This window comes from Candidatus Dormiibacter sp. (assembly GCF_050999135.1).
Taxonomy (GTDB): Bacteria; Chloroflexota; Dormibacteria; order Dormibacterales; family Dormibacteraceae; genus Dormiibacter; species Dormiibacter spiritus.
In genome coordinates, this window is sequence record NZ_JBPCPN010000006.1 from 1 (window position 1) to 16,394 (window position 16,394).

The 16,394-nt window shown below is 65.5% G+C and carries 15 protein-coding genes and 1 pseudogene; 11 read left to right on the forward strand and 5 right to left on the reverse strand.

What is annotated here, in order from left to right; translation table 11 throughout:
- Positions 1-299 precede the first annotated feature (299 nt).
- Positions 300-1,508, forward strand: a complete 1,209-nt coding sequence (locus tag ACR2MZ_RS01565; RefSeq protein WP_434003323.1) for an MmgE/PrpD family protein — start codon at positions 300-302, stop codon at positions 1,506-1,508.
- Positions 1,509-1,616: 108 nt separating this feature from the next.
- Here ACR2MZ_RS01565 and ACR2MZ_RS01570 read toward each other — a convergent pair whose 3' ends face one another.
- The 5 genes and pseudogenes from ACR2MZ_RS01570 to hisD (ACR2MZ_RS01590) all read right to left on the reverse strand — a co-directional run bounded on the left by ACR2MZ_RS01570 (position 1,617) and on the right by hisD (ACR2MZ_RS01590) (position 5,617).
- Positions 1,617-2,324, reverse strand: coding sequence for a hypothetical protein (locus ACR2MZ_RS01570; RefSeq protein ID WP_434003324.1), 708 nt, complete (start codon positions 2,322-2,324; stop codon positions 1,617-1,619).
- Between the two features lie 162 nt (positions 2,325-2,486).
- Positions 2,487-2,984 carry an SDR family NAD(P)-dependent oxidoreductase gene (locus ACR2MZ_RS01575; RefSeq protein WP_434003325.1) on the reverse strand — a complete coding sequence of 166 codons (498 nt, stop codon included), beginning with the start codon at positions 2,982-2,984 and terminating at the stop codon, positions 2,487-2,489.
- Positions 2,985-3,007: 23 nt separating this feature from the next.
- Positions 3,008-3,238, reverse strand: a pseudogene (locus tag ACR2MZ_RS01580) (SDR family NAD(P)-dependent oxidoreductase); the annotation flags it as partial.
- The gene (locus ACR2MZ_RS01585) at positions 3,235-4,311 is read right to left on the reverse strand and encodes a LacI family DNA-binding transcriptional regulator (RefSeq protein ID WP_434003326.1); all 1,077 of its coding nucleotides are present in this window, start codon (positions 4,309-4,311) and stop codon (positions 3,235-3,237) included. The pseudogene ACR2MZ_RS01580 and the gene ACR2MZ_RS01585, both read right to left, overlap by 4 nt.
- Before the next feature lie 40 nt (positions 4,312-4,351).
- Positions 4,352-5,617: a histidinol dehydrogenase gene (gene hisD / locus ACR2MZ_RS01590; RefSeq protein WP_434003327.1), complete on the reverse strand. Its 1,266-nt coding sequence runs from the start codon at positions 5,615-5,617 to the stop codon at positions 4,352-4,354.
- Between the two features lie 216 nt (positions 5,618-5,833).
- Here hisD (ACR2MZ_RS01590) and ACR2MZ_RS01595 point away from each other — a divergent pair, with 216 nt between their 5' ends.
- The 10 genes from ACR2MZ_RS01595 (at position 5,834) to ACR2MZ_RS01640 (ending at position 16,300) form a co-directional block, all read left to right on the forward strand.
- Positions 5,834-6,451, forward strand: a complete 618-nt coding sequence (locus ACR2MZ_RS01595) for a cupin domain-containing protein (RefSeq protein WP_434003328.1) — start codon at positions 5,834-5,836, stop codon at positions 6,449-6,451.
- A gap of 183 nt (positions 6,452-6,634) precedes the next feature.
- The gene (locus ACR2MZ_RS01600; RefSeq protein ID WP_434003329.1) at positions 6,635-7,396 is read left to right on the forward strand and encodes an ATP-binding cassette domain-containing protein; all 762 of its coding nucleotides are present in this window, start codon (positions 6,635-6,637) and stop codon (positions 7,394-7,396) included.
- A 116-nt stretch (positions 7,397-7,512) separates the two neighbouring features.
- Positions 7,513-8,439 carry an ABC transporter permease gene (locus ACR2MZ_RS01605; RefSeq protein ID WP_434003330.1) on the forward strand — a complete coding sequence of 309 codons (927 nt, stop codon included), beginning with the start codon at positions 7,513-7,515 and terminating at the stop codon, positions 8,437-8,439.
- A 25-nt stretch (positions 8,440-8,464) separates the two neighbouring features.
- Entirely contained in the window at positions 8,465-9,451 is a 987-nt protein-coding gene (locus ACR2MZ_RS01610; RefSeq protein ID WP_434003331.1) for an ABC transporter substrate-binding protein, read from the forward strand.
- 13 nt (positions 9,452-9,464) lie between these two features.
- Complete coding sequence (locus tag ACR2MZ_RS01615) at positions 9,465-10,658, forward strand: nuclear transport factor 2 family protein (RefSeq protein ID WP_434003332.1); 1,194 nt, start codon at positions 9,465-9,467, stop codon at positions 10,656-10,658.
- A gap of 73 nt (positions 10,659-10,731) precedes the next feature.
- Positions 10,732-12,051: a histidinol dehydrogenase gene (gene hisD, locus ACR2MZ_RS01620; RefSeq protein WP_434003333.1), complete on the forward strand. Its 1,320-nt coding sequence runs from the start codon at positions 10,732-10,734 to the stop codon at positions 12,049-12,051.
- Positions 12,052-12,123: 72 nt separating this feature from the next.
- On the forward strand, positions 12,124-12,993 hold the full coding sequence (locus ACR2MZ_RS01625; protein ID WP_434003334.1) for a nitrilase-related carbon-nitrogen hydrolase: 870 nt from the start codon (positions 12,124-12,126) through the stop codon (positions 12,991-12,993).
- Between the two features lie 31 nt (positions 12,994-13,024).
- Complete coding sequence (locus ACR2MZ_RS01630) at positions 13,025-14,593, forward strand: aldolase/citrate lyase family protein (protein WP_434003335.1); 1,569 nt, start codon at positions 13,025-13,027, stop codon at positions 14,591-14,593.
- A complete protein-coding gene (locus tag ACR2MZ_RS01635; RefSeq protein ID WP_434003336.1) occupies positions 14,590-15,732 on the forward strand; it encodes a cobalamin-independent methionine synthase II family protein in 1,143 nt (380 codons plus the stop codon). Before ACR2MZ_RS01630 ends, ACR2MZ_RS01635 begins: the two co-directional genes overlap by 4 nt.
- Before the next feature lie 79 nt (positions 15,733-15,811).
- Complete coding sequence (locus tag ACR2MZ_RS01640; protein WP_434003337.1) at positions 15,812-16,300, forward strand: hypothetical protein; 489 nt, start codon at positions 15,812-15,814, stop codon at positions 16,298-16,300.
- Positions 16,301-16,394: the final 94 nt, after the last annotated feature.

Genomic DNA, 16,394 nt, shown 5'->3' on the forward strand with positions numbered 1-16,394 from the left:
GAATTCCTCTGGATAGGCCCCTTTGCTGTCGAGGTCCGACCAGTAGCTCTCCGGAAAGCGGCGGCAGAGCTCGCGGACTGACTGGCGGAGATCCCCCGCGACCTCCTGCCGGGCCGCCACTTGCCTCGTACTCATGCTCGTACCTCCAGGGATTGCCAGTGTCGTTGGGCCCAGCCTGGCTCGTAGACTAACAGGCTGCACATGAGCCGCGCCCAACACACGATCACCCGGGACCTCGGTTCCGGCCGATTGTCCGTTACGTGACCATTTTCAGCCCATCGGAGGATGCCCGCGGATCGATGTCCATCTCAGCAATTAGGACCCCGACTGGGCTGGCGAGCGCCCTCGCCGGATGGGCTTTTCGGTTCAGACCGGGCGCGGGCGACCAGGAGCTGGCTCGACGCGCGCTTCTCGATACCGTATCGGTGGCGGTGGCCGCCCGGCACGAGCCCGTCACCCAGTTGGCAGGGAGCCTGCCGGAGGCGGCCCACTGGGCCGCGGCGGCACACGCTCTCGACTACGATGATCTACACCTGCCCTCCACCGCCCACATAAGCGCGGTCTGCGTGTCGGCCACTCTCGCAGCAGGAGGTGGCGCTGAGGCCTACCTCGCCGGAGCAGGCGTGATGGCGCGCCTCGGCACCCTGCTGGGCTGGAATCACTACCAGCGTGGCTGGCACGCCACCTGCACCGCGGGGGCGCCCGCCGCGGCGATCGCTGCCGGGATCGCCATGGGGCTCGACGAACCCGGGCTGGCGACCGCCATGGCCCTGGCCGTCCCCTCCGCCGGGGGCGTGCAGCGAGCTTTCGGGACGATGGCCAAGCCGCTCCAGGTTGGCCTTGCCGCGGCCGCAGGCGTTCAGGCGGCCAGGCTGGCCGAGGGCGGCGCGACAGCGGATCCGGGCGCATTGGAGGAATGGATGCGGCTGGTCGGTGGGAGCCCCCAGGGCGACGTGCCTGACTTCCCCGCCGTTCCCGGTGGCCTGGCCATCAAGGTCTACCCGTGCTGCTACGCCCTGCAGCGACCCATCGCCGCGGTGGCTTCGATGGGGCTGGAGGCCGGGCAGATCGCCTGTGTCCGCTGCGTCACCCCGGCCGCAGCCCTCCAGCCGCTGATCCACCACAGGCCCGTGACTGGCCTGGAGGGAAAGTTCAGCCTTGAGTACGCTGTGGCAGCGGCTGTCCTCGACCACCCTGTCGGGTTCGCCAGCTTCACGGACGGTGCCGTGCGGCGCCCCGACGCGTTGACAGTGGCCGAAAGAGTTGTAGCGGAAGGTCAGCCGGGAGCCAGCGGTCTCCTCGACGGGAAGTTCGTGGCGGAAGTGACTCTCAAGGACGGCAGCCGCAGGAGCACCCATCTCACGGCGCCCACTGGAGCTCCTGCCCGGCCGCCCAGCGTCGAGGAGTTACACGCCAAGGTGGAGGACTGCTGCGGGGCCCTTACTGACGAGGTCCTGGATCTGGACTGGCGGCTCGCTGGCGACTTCTTCCGGCGGGTCCTGAACTGATCGGAATCGGGGAAGAGACCGCCGACCGCCGCTGAGACGTCCTCACGGGGAGGACGAGAGTCACTCCCGGATCTCTCGACAAAGGTCGAATACCGACGGCCGAAGACTTCAATCTGCGACAAGCAATGCCGCTAGCTCGCGCACGTTGCGGACAGATGAAGGGTCGAGCAGGAGTCCGCACAGTTGCGCGGCGCGGGACCCGCCGAGAATCGGTGCCATCAAATCCTCGGCCTTGGCGCTAACCTCGCCCGGTGTCATCGGGTTGGACACTGTGCCGCGAACGCTTTCCACCCTTTGGGACACGCGTCCCCGGCCCCCGCTGAGGGTGAGCGTGAGAATGGCCTTGCGGCCTCCCAGCAGGGCGTCATCAGGGATGAGCTCACTACGTCGGATGAGCCGCTGCATGCTCGGGTCGCGTAAGCGCGCGTCATCATGGGCCAGGACGAACGTGCAACTGCCGTCCAGGAGCGTGGCGGCGACCAGGTACTGCACGTTGATGTCAGCCATCGAACGGTTGTCGACCACGCGGGCCAGGTCCGAAGACAGGCGAATCTCGATGCCCTCGAGCTCATCCGTCGCGAACGGGCCGCTATGCTGCACGACCAGTTCCTCGGCCGCCTGCACGGCCGCCTGAGCCGGGGAACCAACGCAGTAGCGCTTGATGTTGGTCTCCGTGACCTCAAAGCGCGTACCCAACTCGGCAGAGATCTCACTGCGACGCGGGTTCGGGCCGGTGGCGTCAAGAAAGTTGGGATGTCCGCTGAAGACATCGTCGACCCCGTCCGAACCGCCCGCGACCATGCGCGCCGCGAGCACGCCCTGGCTGGCCGGTTATATCTCGACAGGGTGACAGCCGGCGACGAGGCGTTCCCCCGGCCCCACACCTCGGTCAACCAGCCAACCCAGGAGGACAACGCGTGAGGCCCGGCGAGGCAGTCAGTCTCTTGTCGGCGGGCGGTTGTCCGGGATAAGCCTCGTCTATTGAGCGGTCCAGCCCCCATCGACTGCCAGGATGTGACCTGTGACGAGGCTGGCATCGTCGGAGAGCAGAAAACAGATGGCGGCGACCACTTCGTCGACTTCACCCAGGCGGCCGGCCGGGATTCGAGAGAGGACCGCCTGCAAAAACTGCTCATCCCGGAGCACTGGCTCAGTCATCGGCGTCCTGACGAATGTCGGCGCAACAGCGTTGACCCGGATCCGGTGAGGGGCCCACTCCAGCGCCAGGGCCTTGGTCAACCCGTTGACAGCGTGCTTACTGGCGCAGTAGGGGGCTCGGCCGGGATATCCGACTGCTCCCAGCTGGGAGGAAAGCGTCACCACTGCAGCCGGCTGCCCGCCTGGAATGACTCTCTTGGCAAAGGATCTGCAGGCCAAGAGAGTGCCGAGGACGTTGACCTCGAGGATGGCGGCCATGTCCTCGACGGGGACCTCCACCAGAGGTGCGGGGCGGTTGATCCCAGCGGCTGTGACCACCAGGTCTGCAGGCCGCGGCCCACTGCTTCGAAAGCGGCCTCCAACTCCGCTGGGTCGCAGACGTTAGCCGGCGCGACTGACGCGCGACCGCCGTTCAAGCGGATGGTCTCCGCCACGTCCTCCAGCTCGGAGCGGGTGCGGGAGACCAGCGTCACCTCGGCTCCGGCGCTGGCGAGAGCTATTGCCGCGCCTCGACCGATGCCACGGCCTGCGCCGGTGATGACCGCGCGCCGACCTGCGAAGGATCTGCTCAAAGTCGGCCCTTGGGCGGGGGTCCGAGGGTGCTGCGGATTACCACTAGTGGCTCAAAAACCGCGCGACGCACCTGGCCTGGCTCGCTTCTTCCTTCAACTCGATCCACCAATAGTTGAGCTGCAGTCCTGGCCATCTCCTCCATCGGTTGATGAACTGTGGTCAGCTGGAAGACGTCCCAACCGGCCATGGGCAGGTCGTCGAAGCCCACCAGCGAGACCTCGCCTGGCACCTCAATGTCGCGCCGGCGAGCTGCGTTCAGGGCCCCGATGGCGATCGTGTCGTTGCCGCAGAAAATAGCTGTGGGCGGCATTGGCAGCTTCATCAACCGCTCCATTCCCGAAGACCCGGTCTCGACCCCATAGGGTCCCCGGCACACCAACTCGTCGGGCAGTTCAACGTCTGCCACGCCTAGCCCTGCACGCAGGCCGCGCTCGCGATCGCGGCCGGTGCTGGTCTCGGCAGGCCCGAAGATGGCGCCCACCCTTCGGTGGCCATGCCGCAGGATCTCGGCCGCCATCAGGGAAGCACCCAGCGCGTTGTCGACCACTGCGCAGTCGCCGCCGACATCGTCACTGACGCGAACGAGGAACACGAACGGTAACCCGCGCCTGGCCAGCTCCCGGGGGATGGCCGAACCGAGCAGGGTCGTGGTCAGAACTATGCCGTCAGTGGAGCGGTCGAGAAGTCGGTCGAGCGCCAGCTGGTCGTTCTCTCCACCCTCCAGACGCTCCATGAAGAGCACCATCCGATAGCCGAGGCCGGCCAAAGCGTCGTGTAAGGGGGCCACCACATGCGGATAGAAAGGGTTCTCCAGGTCGGTGACCGCCATACCGACTGTCCGCGTCAGCCGGGTGACCAGGCTGCGCCCGAGGTGGCTGGGGGTGTAGCCCAGCGCCTTGGCCACCTCCAGCACGTGCGCTCGCTTCGTCTGGGAGAGGCGAGCATCATTGCGGAAGGCCCGGGAGACAGTGGATTGTGAGACGCCAGCTGCTCGCGCCACGTCGTGGCCCGTCACGCTCGCCAGCGCCGCTGCGCTGAGAGATCGGACAGCGTTTACGGGCTTCGGCGGCATCGCTGTGGGATCCGTTACTGCGGGTCCCGAGGGCTTGGCGTTAGCGGTTGACGCGGAGGTCACAGGTGCGAGCATGCGCCTCGAAGTTCTCAATCCGGCACTGGCGTGCGCAGACCTCGCCGATCATCCTGCTGGCCGCCGGGCTGCACTCCTGATAGGTCACGGTCTTGAGGAACTTGCCTACCCAGAGACCGCCCGTGTATCTGGCTGCCCCCGCCGTGGGCAGGATGTGGTTGGTCCCGATCGTCTTGTCGCCATAGGCGACTGTGGTCTCCGGGCCGAGGAAGAGGGACCCGTAGTTGCGAAGCTGCTGCAGATACCACCGAGGATCCTTCGTATGAACCTCGACGTGCTCGAAGGCCAGCTGATCCGCCTCGCGCGCAGCCTCTTCGTGACTGGCCACGACCCGAATCTCGCCCCTGTCCCGCCACGCCACCGACGCGACGTCAGCAGTCGGCAGGTCGCTCAGCTGGCGTTCAACCTCGCCAGTCACAGCCTCTGCCAGCTTTTCCGAGGTTGTCAACAGGACCGCCGGCGAGGTGGGCCCGTGCTCCGCCTGACCAAGCAGATCCGCGGCCACCATCTCAGGTTCCGCTGTCTCGTCAGCAATGACGAGGATCTCCGTCGGACCGGCCAGCAGGTCGATGCCCACTACGCCGAAGAGCTGACGCTTGGCCTCCGCCACGTAGGCGTTGCCGGGACCGACCAAAAAGTCCACGGGATCAATGCTCTCGGTGCCCAGAGCGAGCGCAGCTATCGCCTGGACTCCGCCGAGGATAAGTATCTCGTCAGCACCGGCCAGGTGCATAGCCGCCACCGTAGCCGCTGGTGCCGCGCCCCCCAGGGGCGGCGTGCAGGCAACCACCCGCTCCACGCCGGCCACCTTGGCGGTGATCACGCTCATGTGCGCCGAGGCCACCATCGGATAGCGCCCACCTGGAACGTAAGAGGCCGAACTGGCCACCGGCAGGTGACGATGCCCCAGCGTAACTCCGGGCAGGGTCTCCACCTCCAGGTCGGTCAGGGTCGCGCGCTGAGCCTGGGCGAACCGCCGGACCTGATCCTGGCAGAACCTGATGTCCTCGATCACCTGGGGCGGAACCGAGCCGACCAGCTGCTCCACCTGAGCTGGCGAGAGCCGAAAACTCTCAGGCTCCCAGCGATCAAAACGCGCCGAGTACTCGCGGACTGCCGCGTCCCCCCGAGTTCGGACCTCCGTGATGATCGATTCCACGGTGCTGCGCACGTCGGGGTCGCCGCCGAGCGGGGCGGCCGGCAGAGCGGGCGATTTCAGGACTGAGCTCATGCGCATCCTCCTTCAACAGGTAGTGACTACGTAGGCCCAGTCTGACAGACCGGGCGCCATCCTACAAGGTCCCTTTCCTCTCTGCGCAGAGCAGCCGCGCAGGTTGACAGACCAAGCTGGCTGATGCTAGGCTCAGTGACACGTTGATGACTACGTATGCACAGAGTGCGAGGCCGGAATCACTTCAGGGGCTCCCGAGGGCGGGAAAGACCGTTCATGACGGTTAGGACGGTCAACGCCGACCCGATGGAGGGACGCATCGCGCGCTTCAACGATCTGCAGCGGAACGGCACCTCGATCATGTTCATCGACAGCGTCCTGCCGGGTCACTACCGGATGAACTACTCGGTGATCGGCGACACCGCATCCGAGAACCCTGACTTCAAGCCCATGTTGACCATCCCGCACCGGTTCCAGATCGGGATGTTCGAAGCACCCCCCGGCAACGGTCCGGGCTGGCATACGCACACCTACGTTGAGCTGTTCGTGCCTCTCACCGGGCGCTGGCGCTTCTGCTACGGGACCAATCCGGACGACCCCGACGACATCGCCGGCGAGGCAGTGCTCGAACCCTGGGACACTATCTCGTTCCCCGCCGGCCTCTGGCGCCGCTTCGAGAACATTGCGCAGACCAACTCCTGGGGTTTCGCGGTCCTGGACCCGCATGAGGCCTTCGCTGGCCGGGATCCCATCTGGCCGGCCTGGCTCGAGACTCTGGCTGCTGAACGGGGCTTGCGAGCCGACGAACACGGGCGCATGGTGAAGCCGGCCAATTTCGGGGAGCTCGAGCGCGAGGTGGCAGCGAAGATTCGGCAGACCGCTGGAGAACGCTGATGTTGCCCATGAGGTACAGGCTCACGACCGACCACGCTGATCGCCCATGACAAGAACTGGAGGTGGGCCCATGACCGCTGTGCTCAAAGCCGAGCGAATCACCAAGCGCTGGAACGGAGAGTCGAGTCGAAGGTCAGGCAGACGACTGATAGCCGCAAACCTGTTCACACCGGAGTCAGCCAGTTGAGCACCTTGCTTGAGGCGTCTGGGATCGTGAAGCGATACGGTCACGTCACCGCCCTCCAGGGCGCTGACTTCTCCGCCAACGCTGGAGAGGTTGTGGCACTGATCGGAGACAACGGAGCCGGAAAAAGCACTCTGGTCAAGGTGCTCTCAGGCGTTGTCGCGCCGGATGAGGGCACCATTCAGATCAAGGGGAATCCGGTGACCCTGGGTTCTCCACTTGGCGCTCGAGCGTTCGGCATCGAGACTGTATTCCAAGACCTGTCCTTGGCCCCCGACTTGGGCCCGGCCGAAAACGCGTTCGTCGGCAGAGAGCTGATCAAGCCAGGGCTGCTCGGGTGGTTTGGCGTCCTCGACAGCGCCAAGATGCGACGGCAGGCGGCCGATGCGTTCATGTCCATGGGCACCAATCTGATGACGCTTCTCGACGAGCCGGTCGCCACCATGTCGGGCGGCCAGCGGCAGAGTGTCGCCATCTGCCGCTCGATCATGTGGGCCAGCGAGGTGCTCTTCCTGGATGAGCCGACCGCCGCGCTCGGAGTTGTCCAGACACGCAATGTGCTCGATCTCGTGCGCCGGGTGGCGGACCGGGGCGTGGCGGTCGTGCTGATCAGTCACAACATGCAGCAGGTACTGGAGGTGGCCAATCGGATTGAGGTGTTGCGCCTCGGTCGCCGGGTGGCGCAGTTCAACGCTGCCGGGACCAACATCGAGCAGCTGGTCGGCGCTATGACGGGCGCGCTCGACAGGTCGGCGGCATGACCCTGTCCCAGAGCGACAGAACCGATTCGGCCCCCGCGGAGCAAGCGGCAGTCTCGGCACCTCCGCCAATACGCAGGCGGCCTCTTCGGCGCCTGCTGACGACCTCGCCCGTATTGATGAGCGCGGTCCTGCTCTTCCTGGTGATCGTTTTCTCCGCCATCCGACCAGACGCCTTCCCCAGCCTGGCCAACGCGCAAAACGTGGTCATGGATGCAGCCGCCCTGCTGGTCATGGCGGTGGGCATGACCTATGTGATGATCGCCGCCGGGATCGATCTGTCGGTCGGCTCAGTGCTCGTTTTCGCCGGCGTCTGCTCGGCCAAGGTCATGGGCGCCATGGGCGCAGACAATTGGGGGACTGTTTTGGCCGGCCTCGTAGTGGCGCTGGCGGCGGGCCTCGCCTGGGGCTTATTCAACGGCCTGTGCATCACCAAGCTTCGCGTTCCCGCCCTGATCACAACACTGGGCACTTTGGGCGCCGCCCTCGGCGCCGCCAATCTGGTAACCCATGGCAACGATGTTCGGACCGTGCCGCTGACACTCATCGAGTTCGGCGTGGGCGGCCCTCTTGGCCTCAGCTGGATCGTCTGGGTTGCGATAGCTGTGGCCATCGTCGGAGGCCTGGTCCTGGCCCGAACTCGATTCGGTCGTCACACTTACATCATCGGTTCCAACGCCGAGGCCGGGAGGCGGGCTGGAATCAATGTCGACAATCACCTGCTGAAGCTATATGGGCTGAGCGGCCTCCTCGCGGGCTTGGCGGGATGGCTGTCCTTGGCGCGTTTCGCCACCACGACCATCGCCGGTCACAGCACTGATGTGCTGGCAGTGATCACTGGCGTGGTCCTCGGTGGAACGAGCCTCTTCGGCGGCTTCGGGACGGTCGGAGGCACAGTCATCGGAATCCTCATTCCGACGGCTCTCTCGAACGGATTCATCATCGTCAACGTCGAGCCGTTCTGGCAGGAGGTTGCCACCGGATTCATTCTCATCGCGGCGGTGTACGTCGATCAGATCAAGCGCCGGGCCCGGGAGCGAGCCTGAGACACAAAAGGGAGACAAGAATTACGTGAGGCAATTTCGAACGGCAGCGGCGGTGGTCGCACTTGTGACCACCCTGGTCCTCGTCGGGTGCGGGGGAACATCCAGTTCCTCGACTTCCGCGAGCGCCGGCCCCAAGAAGAAGGTCGTCTATGTGCCGGGTCTGACCGGCAATCCGTTCTACTCGACTGTGGCCTGCGGAGCCAAGTCGGTGGCGGCCAAGCTCAATGTGGAGTTCTCTGTCCAGGGCGCGCCTCAATTCGACCTGGGCGCGCAGACCTCGATCGTCAACGCGCTGATCACTTCGAAACCTGACGCCATCATGATCTCCATCACAGACTCGAAGGGCATGATCGCTCCGCTGGCGCGAGCCAAGGCGGCGGGCATCAAGGTCATCGCGATTGACGGCGACCTGGCCGACACGAGCATAGCCGTCACCAACATCCAGTCAGACAACGTCAAGGGCGGTGCGCTGGCCGCCGATAAGCTTGGTCAGCTCATGGGCAACCAGGGGTCCGTTGTGCTGTTGAGCAACGCTGCCGGCAACCCGATCGGCGAACAGCGACTTAAGGGCTTCGAGGACGAGCTCAAATCGAAGTACCCGGGTGTCCACGACCTAGGAGTTCAGTACTCCAAGAACCAGACGTCCCAAGCTGCGCTGATCGTGTCCAGCTCGGCTGTCGCGCACCCAGACTTGAAGGGTGTGTACACGACGGCGACCAACAACACTGAGGGCGCCATCACCGGCGTTCGCGAGTCGAATAAGGTCGGCCAGGTCAACATAGTCGGCTACGACACCTCCGATCCGATCGTGGAGGCGTTGCACCAGAAGACCCTGGCCGCCGACGTGGTCCAGTACCCGTTCGGCGAGGGCAAGCTCGGAGTGCAGTCGGCGGTTGACGCGATCAACGGCAAGTCAGTGCCTCGCCAGCAGAACCAGCCCTTCGTGATCGCCACTCCTCAAAACGTCGATACGCCGCAAGTCCAGCAGTACATCTACAAGCTCAACTGCTAGGGCGCTACAGCTAGTGACCGAGAGGGCTGGGCAGCCGAACTTCAAAACACTGAAGGGGGAGGCGCCACAGGGCGCCTTCCCCTCCGTGCCGGCCAGGCGAGCCATGCCGGCTGACTTTGCAATCTCAGTGAAAGCGAAGCGCTGCCAGGACCTCAGAGCACCCGATCAGGGTCAGCGGATGCAGCCCATGCGGGGCTTCGAGGACACCTACGTCGACATCGTCGACTACATCATCCGCATCACCGATCGGATCTGGGAGGACCAGGACGTCGGCTACATCTACGACACCTACCGCGCCGGCTGCCGGGTTTACGACGACCATGGCCCGAATTACGGGGTCGAGAACGTGGTGGAGGGGACTGTGCAGGCCCTCCACGCCTTTCCGGACACCAGGCATTACGCCGACGACGTCATCTGGGCGGGCAACGAGGACGAGGGGTTCGCCACGTCACACCGCGCGGTCAATGTTGGTTACCATCTCGGCTCGTGGCGTTGGGGGCCACCGACCCGCCGCAAGATCAACCTGTGGGTGATCGCCAACTGCTTGTCGGTGGAGAACGAGATCTACGAGGAGTGGGTTCTCCACAACACCTCAGCACGGCTGGCTCAGTGCGGGATCGACGTGCGAGCCGCAGCCCGCTCCTTCGGCAACGAGGGGCTCAGCCCGCCACTCGGAGAGCGTGAGCTGACCGAGGTTGAACGGCTGCGCGGTGGTCGCAAGCCTGAGCCATATCCCCCCTCCACCATGCGCTCCGGCTTCGATGTCGAGCACGTCGTGCGAGCGCTGTTCCACGAAACCTATAACCGGCGAAACCTGAGCGCGATTGACAGAATCTACGCCTCAAACGTGCGCTGGCACGGCAGCTCCAATCGCGAGGGTTACGGCCGTGCCGACGTCCGGGCGATGGCTCGGGCCCTGCTCGCGACCTTTCCGGACCTCGGTCTCCACGTCGACGACGTGTACTGGATGGGCAACGACGAGGATGGTTTCAGCGTCTCCGTGCGCTGGACCGCACTCGGCACGCACCGGGGTTATGGACTCTACGGCGCGCCCACCGGCAGGCGCGTCCACCTTTGGGGCATCTCCCAGCTGTACTTCGTGGGCGGCCGCATAGTTGAGGACTGGATGCTCTTCAACGAGTTCGATGTTCTCGCGCAGATTCTGCGCGACGAGCCTCTCACGTTGACGCCGGATCGCGAGTCGTGACCCACAGCGTTCAGCGCACTTCAGCACCCCTCGTGGCGCCTGAGCTCCGATCGGAATGAGCCTGCCGGCGGGCTTGCCCAGAGACGTCGAGCTGCGGTTGATCAAGGCGCCGCTCGCCTCGCCGGCACCCGGCCGCGACCCGGCCGTGTCAGCCAGAGTCAGCGAGATGCTGCTGCGCATCGAGCGCGAGGGCATGGACGCGGTTCGCGCCTATTCGCGCGAGCTCGATGACTGGGCGCCAAAAGACTTCGCGGTCAGCCAGGCAGAGGTAGATGCCGCTACCGAGTCCCTACCGGAGGCGCTGCAGGAGGCGATCGCATTCGCCCAACTTCAGGTTCGCCAGTTCGCCGAGCACCAGAGACGATCTCTGGTGGACTTCGAGGTGGAAACGCTGCCCGGCGTTCAGCTCGGTCAGCGCCAAGTGCCTGTGGAGCGGGTCGGCGCCTACGTCCCGGCCGGACGCCTACCCATGCTCGCCAGTCCCTTCATGACCATCCTGGTCGCAAAGGTCGCCGGTGTGGAGCGCGTGGTAGCGTGCTCACCGCCCCGGGCGGGTCGGGGTATCCACCCACCGGTTCTGCATTCCATCGCCACCTCAGGCGCTGACGCGATATTTTCGCTTGGGGGGGTTCAAGCACTCGCTGCGATGGCGTTCGGAATCGAGGACCTGGGTCCGGTCGACATGCTGGTGGGGCCTGGCAACGCTTTTGTGGCCGAGGCCAAGCGCCAGCTGTTCGGGCGAGTGGGCATAGACCTTCTGGCCGGACCGTCCGAGATCACGGTGCTCGCGGACGCAACCGCTGACCCCGAGCTGGTTGCGGCTGACCTCCTGGCTCAGGCGGAACACGGTCCGACCTCGCCGGCCATCCTGGTCACTACTGATGAGACGCTGGCGAACAGGGTCGTCAAGGAGATAGACAGGCAACTTGACGAGCTCGCTGCCTTGGGAGCGGATGAGATTCCCAGGCGTGCTTGGACCGACCATGGCGCAGCCATCCTTATCAGTTCCGCCGAAGACGCGGTTCGAGTGGTTGACGGTCTGGCGCCCGAGCACCTTGAAATCCAGACCGACCGCGACGATTGGTATTTTGACCGCCTCCGCAGCTACGGCTCGGTTTTCCTGGGATCACAGGCCACTGTGGCCTTTTCCGACAAGGCGATCGGGACCAACCACACGCTGCCCACCGCCGGGGCCGCGCGCTACACAGGTGGCTTGTCGGTGGCGAAGTATCTGAAGACGCTGACTTATCAGCGGATCGTCTCAGAAGTCGGAGTGGCGGCCATCGCGCCCGTGGCGGCCGAAATCGCCCGCGCGGACCTGATGCCCGCCCATGAGGCGTCAGCTACCCGACGGCTTGCGCACCTGTCGCAGCGGCAGGGATCTCCGCAATGAAATTGCAGGACCCCGTCCCTGACGACCAGCCGGGTGCTGGCAGAAGACGCGCGGAGCTGGTTTGCTAGGACCATGGCCCGGATAATCTGCCAGCAGCTCGCACCTCAAATCGCCGACCTTGCCGGCAACTGCCGTCTATCAATCGAGGCGATCCGCGCGGCCGTCCAGGGGAAGGCCGACGTGGTGGTGCTACCCGAGCTCGTCACGTCCGGATATGTCTTCGAATCGCGAGAGGAGGCCGTGTCGGTTGCCATCCCAGCCAGCCATCGGCTCTTCGTCGAGTGGGCGTTGGAGGCAGCCCGGGGCCCGTCAGTCGTGGTGGGGGGATTCTGCGAGCTGGGGCAGGACGGCCTGCTCTACAACAGCGCCGCGATAGTAGATGGCTCAGGCGTCCGCGCCGTTTACAGGAAGACCCATCTGTGGGAGCGAGAGAAGCTCATCTTTCAACCCGGTGCCGAGGCGCCACCGGTGCTCGACACCCAGGTCGGCCGGATAGGCGTCCTCGTCTGCTACGACCTCGAGTTTCCGGAGATGACTCGGACGCTTGCCTTACGCGGCGCCGACCTGATCGCCGTCCCGACCAACTGGCCGCTGGTGGCGCGACCGGCTGATGAACGACCGCCAGAGGTGATCATCGCAATGGCTGCCGCTCGCACCAGCCGCGTCTTTATCGCCTGCTGCGACAGGGTGGGGGTCGAACGGGGACAGGAGTGGACGGCTGGCACGGCGATCATCGACCAGTCCGGTTGGGTTATCGCGACGACGCCCGAGGCAGGGCCGGCGACAGCTGATGTCGACCTTGTCCTGGCCCGGCGGAAGGGCTGGAGCGAACTCAACGATGTGCTGGGCGACCGCCGACCGGAGCTCTATTCAGCACTAAGCGCAGAGCAGAGCGTCAGCACCCAACTTCCGCTGACAGTCTCGGACCAAACTCGATGCTGAGCGCAGGGCCGGGCGGAACCAGGAGAATGGCTTGAAAGGCCCTTCTCTGGCCAGCCGCTTGGGCGACGGGGAGCCCGTCAGCGGTCTCTTCGTCAAGATGCCTGCGCCGGCTCAGGTGGAGATGGCCAGTCGGGCCGGCTTCGATTTTGTTCTCCTCGATACAGAGCATGGGCCCGGCGGGGGACTCGAGCTCGAGCATCACCTCCGCGCCGCCGATGCGGAGGGAATGCCCGCACTCGTGCGGGTGCCGAGCCTCGATCCTGGCCCCATCCTGTCCGCTTTGGATGGCGGCGCCAGCGGGGTGGTGATCCCGCACGTGACCGACCCCACTACCGCTCGCGCAGCCGTGGCGGCCGCACACTATCCGCCACTTGGCAGGCGCGGCCTAGCTCTGTCGACTCGGGCTGGCGGCTACGGCGACATCCCGCTGGCGCGCCATCTGGAGCGGGCGGCGGCTGAGACGGTGGTCTTCGTGCAGATCGAGGACGCCGAAGCTGTCGATGCGGCCGCGGGCATCTTAACCACATCGGGAGTGAGCGGAGTGCTCATAGGGCTGAATGACCTCTCGATCTCACTCGGGCACCCCGGCGATCCCGAGCACCCGTCGGTGACTGCAGCCGTGGAGACCATCCGCGCCGCGGCCAGCGCGGCGCGGACGCCAGTGCTGGTTGTGGCTGGAGGTTCGGACGACGCTCGCAGGTGGCGGGGTTGGGGTGCAGCAGGTGTAGTTTTCGTGGCAAGCCAGCTGACATTGGGCGCCTTTGCCAGCGCCGTCCGCGAAGATCGGGCCAGCCTGACCGCGGGGCCGCCGCCCCAGCCAGGTCCCTCTGCTCCCTCCCAAGTCGCCGCCGAGCGACTGCACTTGGTGCTGGTGCCTGGCATGCTCTGTGATGCCGATCTGTGGAGCGAGGTGTCAGCCAGGCTCGGCGAGTGCGTCAGTCTCCAGGGGGCCCGGATCGATCTCGATGAGTCGGTAGCCGGTATGGCGGAGACTGTGCTGGCAAGCGCACCGCAGCGCTTTGCCCTGGTCGGCCACTCGCTGGGTGGAATCGTCTGCCTGGAAGTGATCAGGCGCGCGCCTGAAAGAGTGATCGGGATTGCCCTGATCAACTCCAGTGCGCGACCCCCTGACGAGCAGCAGTTACTGCAATGGGAGCCGCTGCAGGATGAGGCCGAGAAGGGCCGGTTCAGCCACATCGCCGCCGCGCAACCCGATGTGGTGCTGCCGCTGGCCAGACGCTCGGACAAAGCGCTGCGCGATCGCGTCGAGGGCATGGCGCGGTCGGTGGGTGTCGAAGCGTTCCGGCGCCAGCTGATGGCGCAGAGGACCCGACCAGACAGCCGCCCCTGGCTGGCGGGGATCGCCTGCCCAGCGATCGTTATTGCCGGTCAGGACGACGAGATCTGCCCGATGGCGGTCCAAGAAGAACTCGCTTCAGGCATAGCCGGATGCCGCCTGGAGAAGCTGGCTGCCTGCGGGCACCTGGCACCCCTGGAGCAGCCGGAGGCGGTCGCCGAGCGGCTTCTCGGCTGGCTGTCGGCTCTGCCACAGCCGTCTTTGCCGCCAAGAGCCGCGCAATTCGCTGGAGCCGGCTGGTGACGGGGGCTGACGGCAAGCGGGTACTCACGACTCTTGTGGGCAGCCTCCCCCGCCCGGACGCTGTTGTCGATGTGGTCCGAAAACAGGACGATGGAGAGGTGACCGACGCCGCCGCGGCTGACGCGATCATGCGCGAATCGGTTGCCGAGGTGGTCGCCCGCCAGGTCGCCGTCGGCATCGACATGGTCAGTGATGGCGAGATGAGCAAGATCAGCTACGCCACCTACATGCGTCACCGCCTGACAGGCTTCGAGTTGGGGGACGCCCCCCGAGCGGTCCCTGCCGATCTCGACGCCTTCCCTGACTACCGGGATCGGATAGCCAGTCGAGGCGAGACCCCTGTCTACCGGCGTCCGATCTGTCGGGGCCCCATCGCAGTCCGCGATCTCGGGCCGGTCCGAGCGGATATCCGCCACCTCGCCGAGGCCACTCAGACTCAACCTGTGAAGGCTGCCTTCCTCACAGCCGCCTCACCGGGGGTGATAGCTGTCTTCCAGCCCAACGAGTACTACTCGACCCAGCGTGAATACCTATACGGGGTGGCCGAGGCGATGAAGGTCGAGTACGACGAGATAGCGGCTTCCGATCTGATTCTCCAGGTCGACTGTCCTGATTTGGCCATGGGTCGTCACATCCGGTATCGGGACGAGAGCGAGGAGGCCTTCCTTGAGCATGCCGCCGAACAGGTCGAGGTCCTTAACCACGCCCTGGCCGACGTGCCTGCCGAGCGCGTGCGGATGCATGTCTGTTGGGGCAACTACGAGGGACCTCATACGAGCGACATCGACCTGCGCAAGATCCTGCCGATAGTGCTGCAGGCCAAACCCTCGATGATCGCGTTTGAAGCCGCCAATCCTCGCCACGCGCACGAGTGGGAGGCCTGGCTCGGTGTCAAGCTGCCATCCGAAAAGGTGCTGATCCCCGGGGTGATCGACACCTGCACCAACTACGTCGAGCACCCTGAGCTCGTCGCCCAGCGGGTCAGGCGGTTTGTCGAAATCGCCGGTCCCGAACGAGTCATCGCCGGCACTGACTGCGGCTTTGGGACCTTCGCCGGGTTCGGCAGGGTGCATCCGGACATCTGTTGGGCGAAGCTGCAGTCGCTGGTCCAGGGAGCGGCGCTGGCCTTCCCGGAGTGAGCCAGGCACCGAGCGCGCCCGGCGGCACCGCGAGGTAGTAATGTCTGGCTACCAGCAGATCTTCTAGGAGGAGTACAACTTGCCGAGGCGCGGACAGCACGACCAGACTCCGGGTGATGCGCGAAACCCCTATTCCGATGTGGGCGGCCCGGCGGGTAGGCACGCGCAAACGCATGATGTGCGCCGGGAGGAGCTCACCAACCCTCGCGGTCCCGACCAGCCGACGGAAGACTTCGACCAGGACCTGCATGATCCACGGCTGGAGACGGGGCCTGGGCATGTGGAGGAGAGCTTCGTCGCCGCCGACTCGAAGAGAGTCCACGACCTACTGCCCTGGCTGGACAGCTCACAGCTGGAGCAGCTTGCGGTCCTGAATGAAGGGACTCGCCTCGAGCAGGGCGGTGTCTATCTGGACCTGCGCGACCGCGAACGCGGCCCCTTCAAGGCCATCGGGGGCGAGAGCGCCGACGCGCCGCACCTGTACGTCGCCAAGCGGGACCTGGACCACGAGCTCTGGAACCGCCTGACTGGCGATCTGCCCGGCGTCCGGATCGATCGTCCCACCTAGGCAGCCCAGAGGACTTCGACAACCTTCGCCATGAGCGGCGCCCGCGCCATCGCGGTTGGCCCTGGCTGATCAGCTGATTGGCGAACAACGCTGG

Excerpts from the sequence above, each read along its gene's own strand:
- hisD (WP_434003327.1), bottom strand. The coding sequence starts at position 5,617 with ATGAGCTCAGTCCTGAAATCGCCCGCTCTGCCGGCCGCCCCGCTCGGC.
- ACR2MZ_RS01595 (WP_434003328.1), top strand. The coding sequence starts at position 5,834 with ATGACGGTTAGGACGGTCAACGCCGACCCGATGGAGGGACGCATCGCG.
- ACR2MZ_RS01605 (WP_434003330.1), top strand. The coding sequence starts at position 7,513 with ATGAGCGCGGTCCTGCTCTTCCTGGTGATCGTTTTCTCCGCCATCCGA.
- ACR2MZ_RS01625 (WP_434003334.1), top strand. The coding sequence starts at position 12,124 with ATGGCCCGGATAATCTGCCAGCAGCTCGCACCTCAAATCGCCGACCTT.
- ACR2MZ_RS01585 (WP_434003326.1), bottom strand. The coding sequence starts at position 4,311 with ATGCCGCCGAAGCCCGTAAACGCTGTCCGATCTCTCAGCGCAGCGGCG.
- ACR2MZ_RS01565 (WP_434003323.1), top strand. The coding sequence starts at position 300 with ATGTCCATCTCAGCAATTAGGACCCCGACTGGGCTGGCGAGCGCCCTC.